The organism is Streptomyces sp. NPDC029139 (assembly GCF_055564335.1).
Genome location: NZ_JBVHWN010000018.1, coordinates 23,030 through 44,645, shown reverse-complemented (window position 1 = coordinate 44,645; position 21,616 = coordinate 23,030). Strand labels below are relative to the sequence as shown.

The window sequence follows — 21,616 nt, the reverse complement described above, 5'->3', positions numbered from 1 at the left end:
CCATGGACTCACTGAACTCCCTGATCGACGGATTCGGTACGGCCCTCACCCCGATGAACCTGCTGTGGGCCGCCATCGGCGTGCTCCTCGGCACCGCCATCGGCGTCCTGCCCGGCATCGGCCCCGCGATGGCGGTCGCGCTCCTGCTCCCGGTGACGTACGGACTCGAACCGACCGGCGCCTTCATCATGTTCGCCGGCATCTACTACGGAGCCATGTTCGGCGGCTCCACCACCTCGATCCTGCTCAACACCCCCGGGGAGAGCGCGGCCGTCGTCGCCGCCATGGAGGGCAACCCCATGGCCAAGGCCGGCCGCGGCGCACAGGCGCTCGCGGCGGCCGCGATAGGCCACTTCACCGGCGGCATGATCGGCACTCTCCTGCTCGTCGCCCTCGCCCCGACCGTCGCCGCCCTCGCGGTCGGCATCGGCGCGCCCGACTACTTCGCCATCATGGTCCTCGCGTTCATCGCGGTGACCTCGGTCCTCGGCTCTTCCCGCATCCGCGGGCTCGCCTCGCTCCTCATCGGTCTCACCCTCGGCCTGGTCGGCCTCGACCAGATGACCGGCCAGCAGCGCCTCACCTTCGGGTCCCTCCAGCTCGCCGACGGCATCGACGTCGTCATCGTCGCGGTCGGCCTCTTCGCCATAGGCGAGGCCCTGTGGGTCGCCGCCCATCTGCGCCGCACGGCGGGCGAGGCCATCCCGGTCGGACGTCCGTGGCTCGGCAAGGACGACGTGCGGCGCACCTGGAAGTCCTGGCTGCGCGGCCCCGTCATCGGCTTCCCGTTCGGCGCGATCCCGGCCGGCGGCGCGGAGATCCCGACCTTCCTCTCCTACGTCACCGAGAAGCGGCTCTCGAAGCACAAGGACCAGTTCGGCAAGGGCGCCATCGAGGGCGTCGCGGGACCCGAGTCCGCCGCCTCCGCCTCGGCGGCCGGCACGCTCGTCTCCATGCTGACCCTGGGGCTGCCGACGACGGCCGTCGCCGCCGTCATGCTCGCCGCGTTCCAGCAGTACGGCATCCAGCCCGGACCGCTGCTCTTCGAACGCGAACCCGACCTCGTGTGGGGCCTGATCGCCTCCCTCTTCGTCGGCATGGTCCTGCTCCTCGCGCTCAACCTCCCGCTCGCGCCCGTCTGGGCCAAGCTCCTGCGCATCCCGCGTCCGTACCTCTACGCCGGCATCCTCTTCTTCGCCGCCGTCGGCGCGTACGCGGTGGGCGGCGAGGCGCTCGACCTGGTCGTCCTGCTGCTCATCGGTCTCCTCGGGTTCGGCATGCGGCGCTACGGACTCCCGGTCCTGCCGGCCGTGATCGGTGTCATCCTCGGCCCGGCCGCCGAGCAGCAGCTGCGCCGCGCGCTGCAGATCAGCGACGGCTCGCCGACCGGACTCGTCGACACCCCGTTCTCCGTGACCGTCTACGCGGTCGTCGTGGTCCTGCTGGCCTGGCCCCTGGCGAAGAAGGTGATCATCCGCCGCCGTAACGTGTCGGCATGATCGAGGAGACGCCCCGCCCCGCCGTCCCGGGCGATGTGCCCGCCGTGAAGGCCGTGACCGATGCGGCCTTCCACCCCTACATCGAACGGATCGGGCTCGTACCGGCTCCGATGGAGTACGACCACGCGGCGAACGTGGCGGCGGGCCGGGTGTTCGTCACCGGCGATCCGGTGGTCGGTCTCGTGGTGGTGATCCCCGAGGCCGACCACCTCTACCTGGACGAGATCGCCGTCCACCCCGACGCCCAGGGCACCGGCCTCGGCCGCCACCTGCTGGCCTTCGTGGAGTCCCGCGCCCGCGCGCTCGGCCTGCCCGAGGTGCGGCTGCTCACCAACGCGATGATGTGGGAGAACCAGAGGCTGTACGAGCGGTACGGCTACGAGCTCGTCGAGCGGCGCCTGGACGGACCGTACGACCGTATGCATTACCGCAAGCGCGTTTGAGCCCCAACTCGCCCCCGATAGAGTGAGTTTCGGACAGACGGCGGCTTGATCCGATATCCCTGGCGGGCGACATCACCCCCCACACCCCGAAGGGACATCCCTGATGCGACTCCGTCTCGCTCTGGCCGTCGGCACCCTGCTGATGGCCGCCGCAGCCCCCGCCGCCACCGCCGCCCACGCGGGCATCGGCGACAAGCTCTCCGTCGACAGCTACGGAACCGTCGCCGAGGACGGTACGGTCACCGTCTCCGGCACCTACCGCTGCATGGACGACAGCGCCGGCCCCGTCTTCGTGAGCAGCACGCTCGTCCAGCAGGAGAACTCCGCCGGGATCGGCGGCACCCGGGCCGTCTGCGACAGCCGGGAGCGCACCTGGACCAACTCGGGCGTCGTGAAGGAGCCCGGCTACCGCGCGGGCGCCGCGCGGGTGAAGGCCACCCTCATGCAGCTCACCACCACCCACCCCTCGGGCCTGCCGCTGCCCGCCTTCCTCGTCGCGGAGGAGGCGGACGTCACCCTGCGCTGAGCAGCGCGACCAGGCCCTCCCTCCCGTAGCCCGCGAGCTCGTCGAGGGCCGCGACCGCGCAGGCCGCCGCCTCCGGATCGGAGGCGGCCAGGCCGCTCGCCTCGAACTCGTCCTCGTCGAGGCGCAGCACCTCGCTGCCGTCCGCCGAGACCCACAGATCCAGGTCCAGGTCCTCCACCACGACCTCCGCGGCGCCGATCACGGCCGGGCGCGTGACATCGCAGTACCACCCCTTGAGGGTCCCGTCCGGGGAGCGGACCTCCTTCACGGCGTACCAGCGGTCCCGCCAGTAGTGCTCGACGAAGACGTCGCCGGGCTCGAACCGTACGAAGCCGAAGTCCCGCACCCCCTCGGCCGCCCACGGCGCGCGGACCGAGAGCCGGGTGCCGTCGTCGGCGACGACCTCGGCGGGGTAGCGGATCTTCGTGCGGCCCGCCTTCACGAGGACCACCTCAACCGAGCGTGCGGACATGGCGTACCTCCGTCGCGCAGATCTCGTAGCCGAACCACTTGTTGATCGCCAGCATCGGCTCGTTGCCGGCGTCGTTCCCGGTGAAGGCCTCCGTACAGCCGGCCGCCCGCGCCCGGTGCAGGGAGTGGTTCTTCGCGAGCTTGGCCAGTCCGCGCCCGCGGAAGGCCGGATCGGTACCAGTCATCCCGGTGCTGTAGAGGCCCCGGCCGTCGGTCTGGGCGGCGCTGAAGGCGGCGGGCCGTCCGTGGACGACCGCGACGACGGTCAGCTCCCGGTCGAACAGCGGGTGGTTCCAGGTGGTCGCCAGCCAGTGCTCGTAGTCCGTCAGCTCGGCACCGACGTCGCCGGGCTCGTCGGCCGTGGTCAGCGCGTCCAGCACGAACAGCGGCCGGGGATCGGCGGCGAAGTCGGCGGCCGTACGCAGCTCGACACCGGCCGGCGGCTCCTGGAGCGGAGGAAGCCCGGGGGAGACGAGGTCGAGCCGGAGGAAGTGCGCGGAACGGCGGGCGGCGTACCCGTGACGCTCGGCGAAGGCACGGAATTCCGGCTCGTCGAGCACCCAGCTGTAGAGGGTGGTCGCCCCGCACCGCGCGAGGTGCTCCTCGGAGGCGCGGACCAGCCGTGCGCCGGCGCCGAGGCCCCGCTTCTCCGGGTGGACGTAGACGTTGACCGAGCCGACACCGGGCTCGGGCGCGTCGTGCGCGACGCGGAGCTGGGAGGTGCCGACGATCTCCCCGTCGATCTCGGCGACCAGAGGACGCTCGTGCGCGTCGGGATGGGAGTGGGCCCAGTCGAATGCGGTCTGGGCGGCGCTCGCCGGCATGAACGGGAGGGCGGCGCGCCGGACGCGGGCGTACCCCTCGGCGTCCTCCGGCCGGGCATCTCGGACGATCACAGTCATGGTGCGGCAGGCTACGTGCCGGTGTGGTGAGGTCGCCTCCCCTTTTCCACGGGGGCGGGGGCAGAATCGGGCCGTGACATTGCGAATCACCGTGGACACGGACTCGTCGACCGCCCCGTACGAACAACTGCGCGCCCAGATCTCGGAGCGCGCCCGCTCCGGCGTGCTGCCGGTCGGCTACAAACTGCCGACGGTACGCGGCCTGGCGGAGGAACTGGGCCTCGCGGCGAACACCGTCGCCAAGGCGTACAAGTCGCTGGAGGCGGACGGCGTGATCGAGACGCGCGGCCGCCACGGCACGTTCGTCGCGGCGGCGGGCGACGCGGCGACCCGCCTGGCGGCGAGCGCGGCGGCGACCTACGCGACCGAGGCGAGACGGCTGGGCCTGACCCGCCAGGCGGCGGAGGCGGCGGTGTCGGACGCCCTGCGGGCCGCGTACGGAGGCTGACGGCCCGTCGAGCCGGTCCGGGGGCGGCCGCCCTCGCCCTCCCAACTGGCCGGGCCGCCGTCCCCCGTCCGGGAGGCGCGACCGCGGGTGCCGGGCCGGTGGGCCGTCACGGCGGCGTGGTTCCGGTGCCGGGCGGCCCCGCGTCCGGGGCCGTCGGGTCCGGGGCGTCTACAGGTACAGGCCCGCGTCCGGGGTCCGGGGCTCCGGGAGACCCGGACCCGGGGTGCCCCGGCGCAGCGCGTACAGCTCCGCCAGCGTCGCCCCGTCGCGGCCCACCCCCTCCTCCGTGCCCAGCCACCCCACCGCCTCGTTCCGCGTCAGCCCGCCCACCTCGATCCGCGCCAGGCACCGGCCCGGGCGGACCACCGCCGGGTGCAGCCGTTCCAGGTCCTCGTTGGTCGTGACGCCGACGAGGACGTTGCGGCCCTGGCCGAGCAGCCCGTCCGTCAGGTTCAGGAGCCGGGACAGGGCCTGGCCCGCCGTGTGCTTCGCCTCCCCGCGGATCAGCTCGTCGCAGTCCTCCAGGAGGAGCAGCCGCCACCGTCCCTTCGCCGTGCCCTCGTCCTCGCCGATCGCGATGTCCATCAGATAGCCGACGTCGTTGAAGAGCCGCTCCGGGTCGAGGACGCAGTCCACCTGGCACCAGTCCCGCCACGAGCGGGCGAGCGTGCGCAGCGCGGACGTCTTGCCCGTGCCCGGCGGGCCGTGGAGCAGCAGCAGCCGTCCCGCGATGTCGTCCGGGGTGACCTTCATCAGCCGGTCCATCGCGTCGGCGACCGGCGCCGTGTAGTTCGGCCGGATCTCCTCCCACGTCCCCGCGCTGATCTGACGGGTCGTACGGTGCGGGCCGCGTCGCGGCGAGACGTACCAGAAGCCCATCGTCACGTTCTCGGGCTGCGGCTCGGGCTCGTCCTTCGCGCCGTCCGTCGCCTCCTTGAGGACCTTCTCCGCCAGCTCCGCCCCCGTCGCCGTGACGGTGACGTCCGCGCCCCGGTTCCAGCGGGAGACCAGCAGCGTCCAGCCCTCTCCCTCGGCGAGCACGGCGCTGCGGTCGTCGTCCTTGGCCGCGCGCAGCACCGTGGCGCCGGCCGGGAGGAGCGTCGCCGCCGGCTTCACCCGGTCCAGGGTCGTGCTGTGGGAGTGCGGCTGCTCGCCGGTCGCGAAGCGGCCCAGGAAGAGCGCGTCGACGACGTCGGCGGGCGAGTCGCTGTCGTCGACGGTGAGCCGCATCGGCAGTGCCCGCTGCGGATCGGACGGCGAGGACCCCTCGGGTGGCGTGGCTGACATGGCGCCCATGATCCGGCAATCGGGCATTCCGTGCACGGTGTTTTGAACGGGACGATCCCCCGGGCGGGGGCGCTGCCCGCCGCCGCGGTGCACATGATCCGTCAGGTGGCCTGAATTCGATTGCCGCTGACGGAGTGTCGGCAGGTTCTCGCCATCTTTTCTTGGCATGGACACTTCCAGGGTGGCCGATGCGCTGCTACTACCTGGTAACGCAGAGGTTCTGCTACAGGGAGGTTCCATGAAACTGTCCCGATTCGCGGCATTCTCATCCTCACTCCTGCTCGGCGCCGTCCTCGCCCTCACCGGCGCGGGAGCCGCCCAGGCCGCCGAAACCGCCGCGCTCGACTACGTGGCGCTCGGTGACTCGTACTCCTCCGGTGTGGGCGCCGGGAGCTACGACAGCGCAAGCGGCAACTGCAAGCGCTCCACCAAGGCCTTCCCCGTCCTCTGGAAGAACGCCAACTCACCCTCGTCGTTCGCCTTCACGGCGTGCTCGGGCGCTCGTACGGGTGATGTCACGAGCGGTCAGCTCGGACCCCTCTCCACCGCCACCGACCTGGTCTCCCTCACGATCGGCGGCAACGACGCCGGTTTCGCGGACGTCATGACCACCTGTGTCCTCCAGTCGGAAGCCACCTGCATCAACCGAGTGAATCAGGCCAAGGCGTACGTCGACACCACGCTGCCCGGAAAGCTCGACGCGGTCTATTCGGCCATCAGGAGCAAGGCTCCGAACGCCCGTGTCGTCGTCCTCGGGTACCCCCGCTTCTACCAGCTCGGCGGCAGCTGCGTCGCCGGCCTGAGCGAGAACGAGCGCCGCGCCATCAACGACGGTTCCGACCACCTCAACGCGGCCACCGCCAAGCGCGCGGCCGACCACGGCTACACCTTCGCGAGTGTCGTCCCCGCCTTCACCGGACACGAGATCTGCTCGGGGTCGGCCTGGCTGCACAGCGTCAACTGGCTCAACATCGGCGAGTCGTACCACCCCACCGCCGCCGGACAGTCCGGCGGCTACCTGCCCAGCTTCAGGGCTGTGGCGTAGCCGACCCGCTCGGGGAGGTGACCCCGTCCGTCGGGGTCGCCTGCTCGCAGGTCACCGAGAAACCCACCCAGTTCGAGCGCGCCTCGACCGGGGCGCGCACCTCCAGCCGGATCCGGTCGCGGCGCGTGTCGTCCGCCCGGTACGTCAGCTCCGTGTGCTCGACCCGCTTCTCCAGCGGGCCGTCCGCGGCGAACTCCAGCGTCCGCCAGTCCGCCGCCGAACTCTCCCCGCTCTCCGTCACCCAGCGGTACTCCACCGAGGCGGGCGTACGCCCCACGGTGACCGCCGCCGCGAACGCGGGAGCCGAGGACTCCGGCGGCGGACAGGAACCGGTGTAGGCACCCCGCAGGGCCCGCACGTGCACCAACACCGTCGGCGCCGGCGGCGTGCCGGGCGTCGTCGAAGGGGTGCTCGTGGTGGTCGTGGGGGCGGCGGTCGTCGACGGAGTGCCCGTCGCCGGGGAACTGGTCACCGGGGCACTGCTCGTCGGCGCTCCACCCGGGTCCGTACCGCCGTCCTGGTTCCGCAGCAGCGCGTACGTCAGGCCGGCCACCGCCAGCAGCAGAAGGACGATCCCGACGGCGAGGACGGTGCCCGCCCGGCCCGGGCGGTCCCCGGAGTCCCGGTCGCGGTCGTGGTCCCGTGGGCCCTGGGGGAGGGGCGGAGTCGGCAGGGGCAGGGGCGGAGTCGGCCCGCCGGTCCCGTCCCGGTCGCCCGGCCTGTACGGCTCCGAGCCCACGGGCATCGGCCGCCCCGGTCCCGGGCGGGGAGCGCCGCCCGCACCCACCAGCCGCAACTGCCGCTCCGCGTCGGCCGCCCCGATCCGGTCCTGGGGCTCCTTGCGCAGCAGCCCCTCGAGCACGGGGGTCAGCGGGCCCGCGCGGAGGGGCGGCGGAAGCTCCTCGTCCACCACGGCCCGCAGGGTGCTCAGGGGGGTGTCCTGGCGGAAGGGCGAGTTGCCCTCCACCGCCGCGTACAGGAGCACGCCCAGTGACCACAGGTCCGACGCCGGCCCCGGTGTCCGGCCCAGCGCCCGCTCCGGGGCGAGGAACTCCGGTGAGCCGATCAGCTCGCCGGTCATCGTGAGGTTGGACGTGCCCTCGACCGCGGCGATGCCGAAGTCGGTCAGGACGACCCGCCCGTCGTTCGCGAGCAGCACGTTGCCCGGCTTCACGTCCCGGTGCAGCACCCCCGCCTCGTGCGCGGCGCGCAGGGCGGCCAGCACCTCGGCCCCGATGAGCGCGGCGCGCGGCGGGGGCATCGGGCCCTCCGCGTCCAGCACCTCCGAGAGGGTGAGGCCGCGGATCAGCTCCATCACGATCCAGGGCCGGCCGTCCTCGGTGGCCACGTCGTACACCGTCACCACGTTGCGGTGCGAGATCCGGGCGGCCGCCCACGCCTCCCGCTCCAGGCGGGCGTAGAGCCGGCGCTCGTCGGCGTCGCCGAGCCCGGCCGGGGCGCGGACCTCCTTGACGGCGACCTCGCGGCCCAGCACCTCGTCCCTGGCCCGCCACACCGTGCCCATGCCGCCCTGCCCCAGGACGTCGAGGAGTCGGTACCGCCCCGCGATCACGGTCATGGCGCGCCCCATCCTTCGTCCATCGGTGGAGCATGTCTGCCCCCGCTCCGGGTACTTCGAACACCCGGCACACGCGCGTGGGGGTGATCTTGGTGGCGGAGATCACACACCGTCAGGAGTGCGCCTCCGGGAGCGTGCCCGCAGGATGGTTCGTGACGGTTCGGCAGGTGTTCGAGTGCTGTCCAACTCGCCCTGGAATCAGACGGATTCGGACAGTAACCGTCAACCCCCGTACGAGTGCGGTGAATCCAGTCGCCGGGATACACGAGTGTCACAGCGGGGCGATAGGGTTAACCTGCCCGGGCCGGGTGCCCTCGTCAGGGTGGGGAGTGACATGGAACAGATAGCAATGCGCAGCAGGGCGCGAGTGCCTGCCATCACGTGCGGGAGCACCGCGACCAGTTCGCGGCTCGACCGCCATCTCGCGGTGCTCGGCGGGCCCGTCGTGCCGCAGCGCGAGGCGGCCGAGGCGACGCTGTTGATGCGGGAGCTGACGTCGCGTGACATCGCGCACAGCCGCCGCAGCAAGAGCGCGCGCGTCTCGCTCTTCGCCCCCTTGCGGCGTCTGCGCCGCAGCCTCTTCGGCAGCAGGGGCTAGGGGACGTCTCACCGGCTCGCGTGCCCTGATCCGGCCTGAACGACAAGACACCCCCTGGGGGCCTCGCGGGAAGGGTCGCGGGCGATCCTTCCGCAGGGCCGGGGGTTCCTCCTCGGACGACGTCCGGGGGAGGGTGGCCGGACCGCCTCGACGGCGGAGCCGAGGGCGTCCCCGCTCGCCCCGTCACGCCACGACACCGTCCGCCCGTAGCGCCCCCAGCTCCGCCGACCCCACGCCGAGTTCGGTGAGAACCGCATCCGTGTCCTCCCCCAAAGCCGGGATGCGGTCCATCCGGGCGTCCGGCCCGTCCGGGAAGACCACCGGCGGCAGCAGGGTCCGCAGTCGTCCCACCGGCGAGTCCACGAACCGCCACCGGTCCCGCGCCGCCAGCTGCGGGTGCTCCGCCAGATCCGCCACCGTGTTCAGCCGCGCACAGGCGACGCCCGCCGCGTCCAGTCGCGCCAGCGCCTCGACCGCCGTCAGCGGCGCCAGCGCGTCGGCCACCACCGCGTCCGTCCTCGCGCGGCCGGCCACCCGGGCCGTGTTCGTGGCGAAGGCCGGGTCGTCCGCCAGCTCCGGCCGGCCCAGAACCTGCTCGGCGAGCCTTCGCCACTCGCGGTCGTTCTGGACCGACAGCAGCACCAGACTCCCGTCGGCCGTCGGATAGGCGTCGTACGGAGCGATCACGGCGTGCGCCAGACCCGTGCGCGCCGGGGCCGTGCCCCCGTGCATCCCATGGTGCAGCGGATGCCCCATCCACTCGGCCAGCGCGTCGAGCAAGGACACCTCCACCGGCCCGCCCCGGCCCGTCGTCCCCCGCCGCACCAGCGCGGCGAGGACGCCCGCGTACGCGTACATCCCCGCCGCGATGTCGGCCGCGGGAATGCCCGACTTGACCGGTCGTTCCTCGGTTCCGGTCACCGAGACCAGCCCCGCCTCGCACTGCACGAGCATGTCGTAGGCCCGCTTGTGCGCGTACGGACCACCGGGCCCGTATCCCGAGACGTCCACCGCGATCAGCCGTGGATGCGCGGCGCAGAGCGTGGCCGCGTCCAGGCCGAGCCGGGCCGCCGCGCCCTGCGCGAGGTTCTGTACGAAGACATCGGCGCCGGCCACCAGGCGGTGGACCACGTCGAGCCCGCGCGCGTCCTTGAGGTCGACGGCCACCGACTCCTTGCCCCGGTTGCACCACACGAAGTGCGAGGCCAGGCCCCGTGCCGCCGTGTCGTAGTTCCGGGCGAAGTCCCCACCGTCCGGCCGTTCGATCTTGATGACGCGGGCGCCCAGGTCCGCGAGCTGGCGGGTGGCGAAGGGGGCGGCGACGGCCTGCTCGACCGCCACGACCGTGATCCCCTCCAGGGGGAGTGGCTGAGTGCTCATGACAGCCCTGCCTACCCTGCGGGCGGCGGCTTGTCACCGTCGCCCTGGTCACGCGCGGTCACCCGCGCGCGTACCGCCGCACCGCCAGGGGGGCGAAGACCGCGACGAGCGCCAGCGACCAGAGCAGCGACCCGGCCACCGGGTGGGCCACCGGCCAGGCCGCGTCCGCCGGTACGGCCGCGTTGCCGAAGAGCTCCCGTACCGCCGTCGTGACCGCCGAGATCGGGTTCCACTCGGCCACCGTCCGCAACCAGGGCGCCATGTTCCCGGTCGGGATGTACGCGTTGGAGAGCAGCGGCAGCATGAACGTGGCGCTGCCCAGCTGGCCGGCCGCCTCCTCGCTCCGCGAGGCGAGACCGAGCAGGATGCCCACCCAGGTCATGGCGAAGCGGAAGAGCAGCAGCAGTCCGAAGGCGCCCAGCGCCTCGGGCGCCGTTCCCTCGATCCGCCAGCCCATGGCGAGCCCCACCAGCATCAGCGGGACCATGCCGACCGCGCTCGTCACCAGGTCGGCGAGCGCCTGTCCGAGCGGAACGGCGGCCCGGCTCATCGGCATGGTCCGGAAGCGGTCCATCACGCCCCGGTGCGCGTCCTGGGCCGCCTGGAACATCCCCGTCATCAGCCCGCCCGCCGCCGTCGCCACGAGCAGTCCGGGCACCAGATACGCCCGGTACTCGGCGCCCGGCATCGCGAGCGCGCTGCCGAAGACGTACCCGAAGAAGAGCAGGAAGACGACCGGCATCGTCTGCGTCATGACGACGATCGCCGGGGCGTGCCGGACCTTCCGCAGATGACGGCCGAGGACGGCCCACCCGTCTCCCACCGCCGCCGTCGCGGAGAGCGCCGCGCGCGCCCCTTCCCTTTCGTCGTGGGCGAGTGCGCTCATGCCGCGAGCTCCTTCCGGTCGGTGAGGCGCAGGAACACCTCGTCGAGGGTGGGCGGACGCAGGGACGCGTCGACGATGTGCACCCCGGCCGCGTCGATCTCGCGGACGATCCGGGGGAGCGTGAGCGTCGTGTCCGTGGTCACCGCGCCGACCGTGCGCCGCTCCGCGTCCAACACCGGCGCCGAGCCGGTCAGCTGGTCGAGTACGGCCGCCGCGGCGTGCAGCAGCGCAGGGTCGGCGACCACCACCTCCGCCCAGCTGCCGATCATCGCCTTCAGCTCCGAGGGGGTGCCGCGGTGCGCGGCCCGGCCCCCGTCGATCAGCACGATGTCGTCGGCGAGCTGGTCGGCCTCCTCCAGGTACTGCGTGGTCAGCAGCACGGTCGTGCCCTGGGACGCCAACCCCCGTACGGCGTCCCAGATCCCGTTCCGGCTGTGCGGGTCGAGCCCGGTCGTGGGCTCGTCGAGGAAGAGGACCCGGGGCGGCACGAGCAGGCTCGCCGCGAGATCGAGCCTGCGCCGCATGCCGCCCGAGTACGTCCGGGCCGGCCGCCCGGCCGCGGCCGCGAGTCCGAACCGCTCCAGGAGTTCGTCGGCCCGGGAGCGCGGGGCCCGCAGCAGCCGGGCGAAGAGCCGCAGGTTCTCGGAGCCGGTGAGGTCCCCGTCGACCGAGGCGTACTGCCCGGTGGCGGCGATCCGCCGGCGCACCCCCGCCGGGTCCCGCACCACGTCGTGGCCCGCGACTCGGGCGCTGCCGGCGTCGGGGCGGACCAGCGTCGTGAGGACCCGTACGGCGGTCGTCTTGCCCGCGCCGTTGGGGCCGAGGATCCCGCAGACCGTGCCCTCCGGGACGGCCAGATCCAGCCCGCGCAGGGCGCGCACCTCGCTGTAACGCTTCTGCAGACCCTCACTAAGTACAGCGTACGTAGTAGTCATGGCTCGACCGTACCGCATTACGTACGGTGTACGTAACTAGGATGAGGGGGAGGTGATGATCCATGGCAGGCCGAGCGGCCGAACCGGAAGTGATCTGGGCGCGCCCCGAGCGCACGGGCCGCGGCCCGAAACCGGCGTACAGCAGGGCCGACATCGTGGCTGTCGCGGTGCGCCTGGCCGACGCCGACGGGATCGACGCGCTCTCGATGCGCCGGATCGCGGCCGACATCGGCTGCGGCACGATGTCGCTCTACAACTACGTCCCCCGCAAGGAGGATCTGTACGAGCTGATGGTCGACGCCGTCAGCGGTGAGTACGACCTCCCCGATCCTCCGAGCGGAGACTGGCGGGCGGACATGATCGACGTGGCCCGCCAGGCCCGGGGGATCCTGCGCCGCCACCCCTGGGTGATCAGGCTGATGACGACCGGGTACGCCTTCGGCCCCCACGCTCTGCGCTTCCTCGAAGGGTGTCTGGCCTGCCTGGACGGTCTCGACCTGCCCGGCGGCACCAAGATGGAACTGATCGCGACGGTCAACGGCACCGTGATGACGCTCGTCGCCAACGAACTCGCCATCGCCGAGCGCGCCCGCGGCCTGCCCTGGTCCGAGGAGCAGGAACAGGCCGCACGCGCGGCCTATCTGACGGAGCGGCTCGCGGGCGGCGCCTATCCGCGCCTCGCCGCGGTGCTCGGTGCGGCCGGTGTCGAGCGCCTCGATCCCGAGGAGATCTTCGAGCGGACGCTGGGGCGCGTGCTCGACTCCTTCGCCCCGCGCCAGGGGGTGTCCTGCCGATCTGGCCAGGCTCGGCCTGATCGGCAGGACACCCCCTAGAGCAGCGCGAACTGCCCCTCGGGGCCCTCCTCCTGATGATCCAGGACGGAGGCCGGGCGGCGGGCCGCGTCCGGGACCGGCAGCACTCCCGCCTCCCGCAGCGCGGCGCGGTCCAGCAGCGGGCCGCTCGCCGGCAGGGCCTCGCACTCCCGGCCCCGCTCGGCGAGCAGCGCGAGCACCGTGATCAGCTCCAGGAGTTCCGAGGTCCACTCCTGCGGCCAGCCCGCCGGTCCGATCGCTTCGAGACCGCCCGGCGCCGCGGGCGCGGTCCTGTGCGCGAACCACTGCTCCAGCATCCGTACGCCCCCGACGTGGAAGTCCCACGCCTCGACGGGCACGGGAGAGATCCTGCCGGGTGCTTCACCCGGGGCGCCCTCGCCCGCCGAGAGGCACAGCGTCTCCTCCGCGGGCTCGTACGAGAGCGTCGTCGGGCGGGCCGGGAGCGGCGCCCGGACATAGGGGCGCCGGCCGCCGGGCAGGCGGGGCCGCTCGCCGCCCCGGGCGCCCCGCAGCTGAATGTCGAGGAGCCGCCGGCCGAGCTCCACGCCCGTGACCCAGACGGCCGGGTCCGCGGTGAGCGGGACGCGGCATCCGGCGGGCGAGGGCCGGGCGGCCGCCACGGCCCAGGCGAGGACGTCGAGGGCGGTGACCTGCCGTCCGTACCGCTCACTCAGCACCGGCAGCAGCCCGGGCGCGATGTTCGGCTCCGCGCCCCCGGGGCGGCGGAACAGCGGACGGATCCGCCCCGGGCGGCCCGCGGGGGAGCGGCCGGCGGGCAGCGCGGCGGTCACCAGGAGCGCGGGACCGGCCGCGCCCGGTACGTACCCCTGCTCCACGGCGAAGAGCTGCCGCTCGTCGGCGACGCGCCACAGCTCGGGCCGGGCGGTGTCGATGAGCCGGTGGTCGGGGAGCAGCCACTGCTCGTCGAACGGGCCGTGGGCCAGCCGCACCGGCTCCGGGCACGGCCCGGACTCACGGGCGAACCGGACCGTCCCGGTCCGCTGCCCGGGCAACGCGGCCACCGAACTGGACGGCGTACGCGCCCGGCTGGGCCGGAACAGCTCCTCGCGCTCGGCCCCCTCCGCCGCGACCAGCCGGCTCCAGCGGGCGCGCAGCGTGCGGACGTCGGGCGCGACGATCCAGGACCGGCCGAGCCGCAGGGGCGCGACGGACCACGGCATCAGCTCGTCCAGGAGGGGCGCGTCGTCCAGGGGTACGTCGTCGGTCACGCCCCGGATGCTAGCGAGCGGGCTCCGTCCGCCTCCACCGTGCGGTGAGCCTCCGCAGGTCGGCGCCGCTCCACGGTGCGGCACCCGCCCGCGAGCGGTGTGCCTCCACCGGCTACTGCGCCTCCACCGTCACGGTGAAGGAGAACCGGTCCCCGCGGTAGCGGATCCGGGCCACGTCCACCACCCGGCCGTCCCCGTCGTAGGTCACGCCGGTGTAGTGGAGGATCGGCGAGAGCAGCGGCACCTCGAGGAGCGCCGCCGTCTCCGGGTCGGCGAGACGGGCCTCGACGGTGTCCGTGATCCGGCTGATGCGGACCCCCATCACGTCCCGCAGCACCTTCGTCATCGGCCAGCGCTCCAGATCGGCCGGATCGAGGCCGGCCGCGATCTCCGGGCGCACCGCGTTCTGCGCCCAGTTGGTCGGCTCGCCGCTCTCCCCGTCGCGCCGCAGCCGCCGGTAGGCGACCACCTCCGACACATCGGGGAAGTACTCGGCCAGCTCGCCCGGCACCGGCTCGGTGCCGTGGCCGAGGACGGTGGTCCGCTCGCCGGACTGCTGGGCCACGATCGCGTCGATCGAGCCGAGCAGCCGACGGGGGGTGGAGCGCCGGGCGCCCGGCTCGATGAACGTGCCGCGCCGCCGGTGTCTGCTGATCAGGCCCTCCTCCTCCAGCTCCTTGAGGGCCTGGCGCATGGTCAGCACGCTCACGCCGTAGTGCGCGGCGAGCTGCTCCTCGGTGGGCAGCCGCAGCGAGGCGTCGGGCGTGCGGCCCAGTATGGAGGCGCGCAGCGACTGCGAGACCTGATACCAGAGCGGCAGCTTGCGGTTCAGGACCAGCGAGTCGGGGGCGAAGGCGGTCACGGCGTTCTCCGTACGACGACTACGAGACTCGACGACTACGAGTCCCGGGCGGCCCCGAGACTCGACGGCTTCGAGACTCTACGGCCGGAAGTGGCGCTCCAGACCCTGCCATACGTCGTCGTAGCCCTTCTGCAGATGGTCCGCGCCGGCGGCCTGGCCGGTGGCGGTGACGGGCCAGCGGGTCTCGAACATGAAGGCCAGGCCGTCGTCGATCTTCTGCGGCTTCAGCTCGGCGGCGCTGGCCCGGTCGAAGGTCTCCCGGTCGGGTCCGTGCGCGGACATCATGTTGTGCAGCGAGCCGCCGCCGGGCACGAAGCCCTCGGCCTTGGCGTCGTAGGCGCCCTCGATCAGGCCCATGTACTCGCTCATCACGTTGCGGTGGAAGTACGGCGGCCGGAAGGTGTCCTCGCCGACCAGCCAGCGCGGCGCGAAGACCACGAAATCGACGCCCGCGAGGCCCGGGGTGTCGGACGGCGAGGTGAGGACCGTGAAGATCGACGGGTCCGGGTGGTCGTACGAGATCGTCCCGATGACGTTGAAGCGGTGCAGGTCGTAGACGTACGGGGTGTGGTTGCCGTGCCAGGCGACGACATCGAGCGGGGAGTGGCCGTACGTCGCCGACCAGAGGTTTCCGCAGTACTTGTTGACGACCTCGACCGGGCCCTCGACGTCCTCGTAGGCCGCGACCGGCGCGCGGAAGTCACGGGCGTTGGCGAGACCGTTGGCGCCGATCGGGCCGAGGTCGGGGAGCTGGAAGGGGGCCCCGTAGTTCTCGCAGACGTAACCGCGGGCGCTCTCGTCCAGAAGCTCGACGCGGAAGCGGACGCCGCGCGGGATCAGGACGACCTCGCCGGGGCGGGCGGCGAGCAGGCCCAGCTCGGTACGGAGCAACAGTCCGCCACGCTCGGGGACGATCAGCAGCTCGCCGTCGGCGTCGCTGAAGACCCGGTCCATGGACGTGTTCGCGTGGTAGAGGTGCACGGCCATGCCGGTGCGCTGGGTGGTGTCACCGTTGCCACCGAGCGTCCACAGTCCGGCCAGCCAGTCCGTACCCGGCGCCGGGTCGGGCAGCGGGTTCCAGCGCAGCCGGTTGGGGTCGGGGACGGTCTCGGTGAAGGGCGCGGACCGGACGGCGCCGTTGTCGATCCGGGTGAACGGCGGATGCGCGGCCGAGGGCCGGATCCGGTAGAGCCAGGACCGGCGGTTGTGCGCCCGCGGCTCGGTGAAGGCGCTGCCGCTGAGCTGCTCGGCGTAGAGGCCGAGGGGCGCGCGCTGCGGCGAGTTGCGGCCGTGCGGCAGCGCGCCGGGCACGGCCTCCGAGCTGTGCTCGTTGCCGAAACCGGTGCTGTAGGCCAGCGCCTCGGCGGTCTTTCTCGCCTGCGCCGTCGTGTGGTCGGCAGCCCGGCCGCTCGCCTGTTCGGTGGTCATCGCCCGCTCCTGTCCTGAGCCCGCAAAGGAATCCTATGGATGACCGTAGGATTCCGCGACCGCTCACGTCAACGGGGTCTCGGTTCGACGTGTTGCGTGCCGAGGGGGTTCCAAAAGATGAACATTGCTCTACTCTCACGCCCATGTCGTGGACCCGCAGGCTCCTTGTCGCGCTCTCGGTCGTGCTCGCGGCGCTCGCCGCCGCCCTTCTCACCGCCCCGGGGGCCCAGGCCCACGAGGAGCGGCCCGTCACCTTCCCCGACGGCTCCGGCAGCGTGCCGGTGCTGCGCACCGGGGAACCCGACCTGTTGGTCTGCAAGACGGACCGGACCGAGTTCACCCGCCGGATCTCGGGCTTCCCGGCCGAGGTGAAGGCCCGGAACCTGGCACTCTTCGAGCGGTGCGCGCGCGCCGGCCACCGCCATCTGCAACAGGCCGTCGACGCCGTCGACCGACCCGGCATGACCATCGCCGTCCTGCCCGGCCTGTACGAGGAGGAGCCGTCGCGGCCCGCGCCGACCGGAGCCTGCGCCGCGCTGAAGGCGCCGAAGTCCGGGCTCGGTTACCAGATCCTGTCGTACGCACAGCAGAAGCAGTGCCCGCACAACCAGAACCTGGTCGCCATCCTCGGCAAGAAGGACCTCCAGATCGAGGGCACCGGCGCCTCGCGCCTCGACGTCGTCCTCGACGCCGGGTACACCAAGCTCAACGCGATACGGGCCGACGAGTCCGACGGGATCTACTTCCGCAACTTCACCGCCCAGCGCACCACCTTCAACTCGCTGTACGTGCTCGCCGGCGACGGCTTCGTCATCGACAACGTGCTGACCCGGTGGAACGACGAGTACGGCTTCCTCACCTTCGCCTCCGACCACGGCCTCTACAAGAACTGCGAGTCGTACGGCAACGGGGACTCCGGCATCTACCCCGGCTCGGCCTCCGACATCAACGACGGCCGCGGCTACGACGTCCCGCGCTACTCCATCGAGATCACCGGCTGCCGAAGCCACCACAACATGGTCGGCTACTCCGGCACGGCGGGGGACTCCGTCCACGTCCACGACAACGAGTTCGACCACAACATGGGCGGCGCGTCGATGGACTCCGCCTTCCCCGGCCACCCCGGCCTGCCGCAGAACCACGCCCGCTTCGAGCGGAACCTCATCCACGACAACAACCAGAACTACTACCGGTACGTCGCGGACGGGACCTGCGCCAAGCCGCCCGTGGAGCGCGGCTACGAGCAGGGTGTCGTCTGCCCCCAGATCTCCATGCCGCCCGGCACCGGCATCATCACGGCGGGCGGCAACTGGAACCTGTACGAGGACAACTGGGTGTACGGCCACCAGCGCGCCGCGTTCTTCCTGAGCGCCGTCCCCGCCTTCATCCGCGGCGAGTCGGCCTGGGGCAAGCAGACCGACACCTCGCACCACAACCGCTACGCCGGCAACCACCTGGGCGTCGACAAGGCGGGCGCGGCCCGCCCCAACCGCACGGACGTCTGGTGGGACGGCCAGGGCGGCGGCAACTGCTGGCAGGCCGACGCGGGGGCCTCCAGCCCGGGCTCCCTGCCCGCGTGCGGGGAGCGGCGGGGGGAGGTCTCGGGCGACACCGACCGGCTCGTCGGCGAACCGGCCAAGCTGGCCCATCTGCTGGTCTGCGCCGACTACAGCGTCCAGGAGCGGCGGCTGCCGGCCGGCTGCGACTGGTACGGGGCGCGGGGGATCCAGCGAGTCGAGACCCAGCTCGCCCTGGCGTGCGCGGTGGTCCTCGCCCTTGTCGGCGGCGTCCTGTGGTGGCGCGGGCTCCGCGGTGTCCGGCTCGCGGGGGTGGCGACCCTCGCGGGGCTCGCCGGCCTGGCGCTGGACGTGGCGGGGTCGACCCTGGGTCTGTCCGCGGGCCCCGTGCCCGCGCTGGCGCTGCTTCTGATCGGCGCCGGGTGGACGGCGCTCGGCGTGGCCCTGCGCCCGACGCGCCCCGCCTTCGCCTGGACCACCCTCGCCCTCGGCGCCCTCACCCTCCTCGACGCCTTCGACAAGGCGGTCCTGATGATCCCCTGGATCCCCCTCGGCCCGGCATGGCTTCGCGGGCTGCTCGCGGTCGTGTGGGTGCTGTGGGCGGTGGCGGCCGCGGGCCGCCGCCCGCCGGGAGAGTCGGGCACCCCGGAGCCGGCTCCCGAGGCACCGGCCACGGCGCCGAACGCCGGAGCGACCCCGTGACCCGCCGACCCGAGGCTTTGTCGACCCGGGCCGCGGCCGGGGCGGTGACCGGGGCCGCGCCCCGGGCGACCGGGGCGACCGGGGGCGTCGACCGTGCGACCCGTGCGGCCGGGGGCGTCGACCGTGGGACCGGGCACAGCGCCCCGGCGACCGCGCGCGGCGACGCGCCCGGGGTCCCCGGCGCCGCCCGCGCGGGTACGCCCACGGGCCCTGCGGGCACCCGTACGGGTGCCGCCCGCGGGGGGCGGGGTCGGGGCGCAGGGCGCCGGGCTCGGGGGAGGGGCGCCGTCCTCGTCGGATCCGTTCTCGCCGCCGTGCTGCTCGCCGCCGGGTGCGGCGGGCGGGCCACGACGCACCACAAGCCCGGCACCAGCCACCAGGAGGCGACCGGCGGCAGCGGCACGCTGCTCGCGGCGAAGGACGAGCGCGGGCACCGGCTGCGGGAGGTGCCCGCCGCGGGCGCCCCCGCCGTACGGATCGCCTCCCGGCCCGACGCCGCGGGCGGCTGGAACATCCACCTGAGCGTGGAGCGGTTCCGCTTCACCCCCGAGAGCGTCGGGGGCGCCGCCATCCCCGGCCGGGGCTACGCCCGGATCCTCGTCGACGGCAAGGAGGCCGGCCGGGCCTACGGCCCCTGGCACCACATCCCGCCCGGCGCCCGCACCGTGACCGTCCGCCTCCACGCCGACGACCACACCGTCTGGGCCGTGACGGGCAAGCCGGTCGAGGCCGGCCTCCGCCTCGGATCCACGCCCGCCCCCGCCCCGACACCGACCACCGCCGGCCGGACCGTCGAGATCGCCGTCACCGGAACCTCCGTACAACCACCTCCCTCCCGCGTCGAGCTCGAGAAGGGCGAGCGCCTCACACTGCGCGTCACCAGCGACCGCGCCGACACCCTCCACGTCCACGGCTACGACCGCGAACTCCCGCTCGCCCCGGGAGAACCCGCCACCCTCACCCTGACCGTCGACCGCACCGGCCTCTTCGAGGTGGAGACCCATGGGTCCGGGCTCCTGCTGACCCAACTCGTCGTCCGGTGACCGCCCCCGCCCACTTCCTCGCCCATGGCGTCGGTGCCCGGCACGACCTTCCCCTGTCGCCCTTCTACGCCTACGCCGGAGCGTTCGCCGCGCTCTTCGTCTCCTTCCTCGCCCTCGGCCTGCTCTGGTCCTCCTCCCGCTTCCGCGGCGACCGGGCGGGCCGCCCCCTGCCCGCCGCCCTCCAACGCCTCGCCGACGCCCCGGCCACCCGCCTCGCTCTCCGCCTCACCGGCGCCGCCGCCGCCCTCACCGTCCTGCTCCACCTCCTCCTCGGACCCGACGACCCCGACCGCAACCCCGCTCCCGGCGCCGTCTACGTCCTGCTCTGGGTCGGGCTCGTCCCCGCCTCCCTCCTCCTCGGTCCCGTCTGGCGACTCCTCAACCCCCTGCGCGCCCTCCACGCCCTGCTGCCCGCGCCCCGCCGGCCCCGCCCCCTCCCCGCCGGCCTCGGCATCCGCCCCGCCGCCGCGGGGCTCCTCCTCTTCGCCTGGCTCGAACTCGCCGCCCCCGACCCGGCGTCCACCACCACACTCCTGACCTTCCTCGCCGTCTCCACGGTCACCGGCCTGCTCGGCGCCGCCCGGCACGGCCCCGAGTGGTTCGCCCGCGCCGACCCCTTCGAGGTCTACTCCGCTCTCCTCGCCCGGCTCTCCCCGCTCGGCCGGCGCGAGGACGGCCGGCTCGTGCTGCGCTCTCCCTTCGACGGCCTCGACTCCACCCCGCAGACGCCCGGCCTCGTCGCCTGCGTGTGCGTCCTCCTCGGCTCCACCGCCTACGACGGCGTCTCCGACAACCCGCGCTGGATCACCACCCTCCAGACCTCCCCGCTCGGCCCGACCGCCACCGCCACCCTCGGCCTGCTCGCCGCCCTCACCCTCGTGGCCGCCCTCTACGCCCTGTGCGCCGGCGCCCTGCGCCTGATGTCCCGCACGCTCACCCGCCCCCTCACGGCCTTCGCCCACTCCCTCCTACCGATCGCCCTCGGCTACCTCGTCGCCCACTACTTCACACTCTTCGTCACCGAAGGACCACGTACCGTCATGATGGCAGCGGGCACCGACAACGCCTCCGCGCCCGCCCCGCCGCTCTCCCCCGGCGGCCTCGCGACCCTCCAGGTCGCCGCCATCGTCACCGGTCACGTCCTCGGCGTCGTCGCCGCCCACGACCGCTCCGTGCGCCTCTTCCCGCCCGCCCGCGCCGTGGCCGGCCAGCTCCCGCTGTTCGCGCTGATGATCGCGTACACCCTGGGCGGCATCGGCCTGCTCATCGCCTGACCCGCCGGTCGCCCGACTCGCGCACCGCCGGACCCTCGCCCCCACCGGAGCGGCATCATGGACCTCGTGCCCCCGCCTTCCCTCCGCCGCACCCCCGTCCAGCAGCGCTCCGCCGAGCGCCTCGCCCGGATCCTCGACGCCTGCGCCGAACTCCTCGACGAGACCGGCTACGAGCAGCTGAGCACCCGCGCCGTCGCCGTCCGCGCGGGCGTCCCCATCGGCTCCGTCTACCGCTTCTTCGGCAACAAGCGCGCCCTGGCGGCCGCTCTCGCCCAGCGCAACCTCGACCGCTACGCCGAGCGGATCTCCGCCCGGCTCGCCGCGGCCGGCCGCGTCGACGCGTACGGGGCGATCGACGCCGTCCTGGACGAGTACATCGCCATGAAGCGCACCGTCCCCGGCTTCGCGCTCGTCGACTTCGGTGTTCCCGCTCCCCCCAGTGACGAAGCGTCCGGCGAGGACGCCAACCACCTCGTCGCCGACCGCCTCTGCGGGCTCCTCGCCACCCGTCTCGGCCGCACCGCCGACGACGTACTGCACCGGAAGGTGCTGGTCGGAGTGGAGGCCGCCGACGCGCTGCTCCAGCTCGCCTTCCGTACGGATCCGTCCGGCGACCCCGGGCTCGTCGCCGAGACCCGCGAGCTCCTCTACGCCTACCTGGCACCCTCGCTGGCATGACCCTCCCCAACGTTCGTACCGGTCGGTATGCTCGCGAGTGCCCGCGCGACA

At 73.4% G+C, this 21,616-nt stretch carries 21 protein-coding genes; 11 read left to right on the top strand and 10 right to left on the bottom strand.

The window, feature by feature from the left end; all coding sequences use genetic code 11:
• Positions 1-2 precede the first annotated feature (2 nt).
• From ACZ4VW_RS29550 to ACZ4VW_RS29540, 3 genes are all read left to right on the top strand, one after another.
• A complete protein-coding gene (locus ACZ4VW_RS29550; protein ID WP_467967669.1) occupies positions 3-1,499 on the top strand; it encodes a tripartite tricarboxylate transporter permease in 1,497 nt (498 codons plus the stop codon).
• Entirely contained in the window at positions 1,496-1,942 is a 447-nt protein-coding gene (locus ACZ4VW_RS29545; RefSeq protein WP_467967667.1) for a GNAT family N-acetyltransferase, read from the top strand. Before ACZ4VW_RS29550 ends, ACZ4VW_RS29545 begins: the two co-directional genes overlap by 4 nt.
• Positions 1,943-2,045: 103 nt before the next feature.
• Positions 2,046-2,468 (top strand): DUF6299 family protein, encoded by a 423-nt coding sequence (locus ACZ4VW_RS29540; RefSeq protein WP_467967665.1) that lies wholly within the window; start codon positions 2,046-2,048, stop codon positions 2,466-2,468.
• Here ACZ4VW_RS29540 and ACZ4VW_RS29535 read toward each other — a convergent pair.
• Entirely contained in the window at positions 2,455-2,940 is a 486-nt protein-coding gene (locus tag ACZ4VW_RS29535) for a ribonuclease FAU-1 family protein (RefSeq protein ID WP_467967663.1), read from the bottom strand. The genes ACZ4VW_RS29540 and ACZ4VW_RS29535 overlap by 14 nt on opposite strands.
• On the bottom strand, positions 2,921-3,841 hold the full coding sequence (locus tag ACZ4VW_RS29530; RefSeq protein WP_467967661.1) for a GNAT family N-acetyltransferase: 921 nt from the start codon (positions 3,839-3,841) through the stop codon (positions 2,921-2,923). The genes ACZ4VW_RS29535 and ACZ4VW_RS29530 overlap by 20 nt, the downstream gene beginning before the upstream one ends.
• A gap of 73 nt (positions 3,842-3,914) precedes the next feature.
• On the opposite strand from ACZ4VW_RS29530, the gene ACZ4VW_RS29525 reads away from it, so the two are divergent.
• Entirely contained in the window at positions 3,915-4,289 is a 375-nt protein-coding gene (locus ACZ4VW_RS29525; protein WP_467967659.1) for a GntR family transcriptional regulator, read from the top strand.
• Positions 4,290-4,457: 168 nt separating this feature from the next.
• On the opposite strand, the gene ACZ4VW_RS29520 is transcribed toward ACZ4VW_RS29525, so the two are convergent.
• On the bottom strand, positions 4,458-5,585 hold the full coding sequence (locus ACZ4VW_RS29520) for a DUF5925 domain-containing protein (protein WP_467967796.1): 1,128 nt from the start codon (positions 5,583-5,585) through the stop codon (positions 4,458-4,460).
• A gap of 229 nt (positions 5,586-5,814) precedes the next feature.
• Between ACZ4VW_RS29520 and ACZ4VW_RS29515 the strand changes: the two genes are divergently transcribed.
• Complete coding sequence (locus ACZ4VW_RS29515) at positions 5,815-6,621, top strand: SGNH/GDSL hydrolase family protein (protein WP_467967657.1); 807 nt, start codon at positions 5,815-5,817, stop codon at positions 6,619-6,621.
• Here ACZ4VW_RS29515 and ACZ4VW_RS29510 read toward each other — a convergent pair.
• Complete coding sequence (locus tag ACZ4VW_RS29510; protein ID WP_467967655.1) at positions 6,605-8,200, bottom strand: serine/threonine-protein kinase; 1,596 nt, start codon at positions 8,198-8,200, stop codon at positions 6,605-6,607. The two genes, ACZ4VW_RS29515 and ACZ4VW_RS29510, sit on opposite strands and share 17 nt — an antisense overlap.
• 334 nt (positions 8,201-8,534) lie before the next feature.
• On the opposite strand from ACZ4VW_RS29510, the gene ACZ4VW_RS29505 reads away from it, so the two are divergent.
• Entirely contained in the window at positions 8,535-8,798 is a 264-nt protein-coding gene (locus tag ACZ4VW_RS29505) for a hypothetical protein (RefSeq protein WP_467967653.1), read from the top strand.
• Positions 8,799-8,981: 183 nt separating this feature from the next.
• Here the strand turns inward: ACZ4VW_RS29505 and ACZ4VW_RS29500 are convergent, their stop codons facing one another.
• From ACZ4VW_RS29500 to ACZ4VW_RS29490, 3 genes are read right to left on the bottom strand one after another with little or no spacing between them, the layout of a single operon-like run.
• Complete coding sequence (locus ACZ4VW_RS29500) at positions 8,982-10,178, bottom strand: CaiB/BaiF CoA transferase family protein (RefSeq protein ID WP_467967651.1); 1,197 nt, start codon at positions 10,176-10,178, stop codon at positions 8,982-8,984.
• Between the two features lie 58 nt (positions 10,179-10,236).
• Positions 10,237-11,064, bottom strand: coding sequence for an ABC transporter permease (locus ACZ4VW_RS29495; RefSeq protein WP_467967649.1), 828 nt, complete (start codon positions 11,062-11,064; stop codon positions 10,237-10,239).
• Complete coding sequence (locus ACZ4VW_RS29490; protein ID WP_467967647.1) at positions 11,061-11,999, bottom strand: ATP-binding cassette domain-containing protein; 939 nt, start codon at positions 11,997-11,999, stop codon at positions 11,061-11,063. The genes ACZ4VW_RS29495 and ACZ4VW_RS29490 overlap by 4 nt, the downstream gene beginning before the upstream one ends.
• A 62-nt stretch (positions 12,000-12,061) precedes the next feature.
• Here ACZ4VW_RS29490 and ACZ4VW_RS29485 point away from each other — a divergent pair, with 62 nt between their 5' ends.
• Entirely contained in the window at positions 12,062-12,832 is a 771-nt protein-coding gene (locus tag ACZ4VW_RS29485) for a TetR/AcrR family transcriptional regulator (protein WP_467967645.1), read from the top strand.
• On the opposite strand, the gene ACZ4VW_RS29480 is transcribed toward ACZ4VW_RS29485, so the two are convergent.
• The 3 genes from ACZ4VW_RS29480 to hmgA form a co-directional block, all read right to left on the bottom strand.
• A complete protein-coding gene (locus tag ACZ4VW_RS29480; protein ID WP_467967794.1) occupies positions 12,829-14,070 on the bottom strand; it encodes a type ISP restriction/modification enzyme in 1,242 nt (413 codons plus the stop codon). The two genes, ACZ4VW_RS29485 and ACZ4VW_RS29480, sit on opposite strands and share 4 nt — an antisense overlap.
• A 103-nt stretch (positions 14,071-14,173) precedes the next feature.
• Positions 14,174-14,923 carry a GntR family transcriptional regulator gene (locus tag ACZ4VW_RS29475; protein ID WP_467967643.1) on the bottom strand — a complete coding sequence of 250 codons (750 nt, stop codon included), beginning with the start codon at positions 14,921-14,923 and terminating at the stop codon, positions 14,174-14,176.
• Positions 14,924-15,001: 78 nt separating this feature from the next.
• Complete coding sequence (hmgA, locus tag ACZ4VW_RS29470) at positions 15,002-16,351, bottom strand: homogentisate 1,2-dioxygenase (protein WP_467967641.1); 1,350 nt, start codon at positions 16,349-16,351, stop codon at positions 15,002-15,004.
• Positions 16,352-16,494: 143 nt separating this feature from the next.
• On the opposite strand from hmgA, the gene ACZ4VW_RS29465 reads away from it, so the two are divergent.
• The 4 genes from ACZ4VW_RS29465 (at position 16,495) to ACZ4VW_RS29450 (ending at position 21,565) form a co-directional block, all read left to right on the top strand.
• Positions 16,495-18,570: a right-handed parallel beta-helix repeat-containing protein gene (locus ACZ4VW_RS29465; RefSeq protein ID WP_467967639.1), complete on the top strand. Its 2,076-nt coding sequence runs from the start codon at positions 16,495-16,497 to the stop codon at positions 18,568-18,570.
• Positions 18,571-18,884: 314 nt separating this feature from the next.
• Positions 18,885-19,613 carry a cupredoxin domain-containing protein gene (locus ACZ4VW_RS29460; RefSeq protein WP_467967637.1) on the top strand — a complete coding sequence of 243 codons (729 nt, stop codon included), beginning with the start codon at positions 18,885-18,887 and terminating at the stop codon, positions 19,611-19,613.
• Positions 19,610-20,887: a hypothetical protein gene (locus ACZ4VW_RS29455; RefSeq protein ID WP_467967635.1), complete on the top strand. Its 1,278-nt coding sequence runs from the start codon at positions 19,610-19,612 to the stop codon at positions 20,885-20,887. Before ACZ4VW_RS29460 ends, ACZ4VW_RS29455 begins: the two co-directional genes overlap by 4 nt.
• 57 nt (positions 20,888-20,944) lie before the next feature.
• On the top strand, positions 20,945-21,565 hold the full coding sequence (locus ACZ4VW_RS29450) for a TetR/AcrR family transcriptional regulator (protein ID WP_467967633.1): 621 nt from the start codon (positions 20,945-20,947) through the stop codon (positions 21,563-21,565).
• Positions 21,566-21,616: the final 51 nt, after the last annotated feature.